The 586-nt window shown below is 35.2% G+C and carries 1 pseudogene; it reads right to left on the bottom strand.

What is annotated here, in order from left to right:
- Window positions 1–502 (bottom strand): annotated as a pseudogene (locus DMP16_RS10690) (mandelate racemase); the annotation flags it as partial.
- Window positions 503–586 lie beyond the last annotated feature (84 nt).

Genomic DNA, 586 nt, shown 5'->3' with positions numbered 1-586 from the left:
CTTTTAGCTTAATAACTCTAAATCCATACTCTTTTACGATATTTTTTACCATTTTCACTAAATCATCAACGCTTATTGTCTCCGGTGTTGCAAATATGTAGCCAGAAGTCTCCACCTCGTCCCTTACCTTACCTCCAAGCAAATCATGTAAGGGTAAGCCTAAAGCTTTCCCTTTAATGTCTAGCAATGCAGTCTCTATAGGGAACCATATCTGAGGTAAGAGTTGATTATAATAAGTTGTCGTTATGGGGGCAGCTACCTTATATCTCAATCTTCTAATATTAAAAGGGTCTTCTCCTATTAATAAATCTTTAAGTTTATCTATTAGGGGAACTAGAGAATAACCACCTCCACCCGTCTCCCCATATCCTACTATTCCCTCATCAGTACTTATCTTAACCAGCGTGAAAACCGTAGTACCAGGATGTTCACCAGCCACTCGTAGCAATCTTCTTTTAAGAGGTAAAGAGATACTTTTCGCTTCTACTTTAGTTATTTTCATAATTATCTATTTTTATACTTCGCAAATAAATGTAAGTGTTAACAAGTTAATAAAGAAACTTTTAGTAGACTGATGATAAAAATA

The sequence above is a fragment of the Sulfolobus sp. B1 genome (assembly GCF_007050195.1).
GTDB lineage: Archaea > Thermoproteota > Thermoprotei_A > Sulfolobales > Sulfolobaceae > Saccharolobus.
This window is presented reverse-complemented; position numbering and strand designations above follow the sequence as displayed.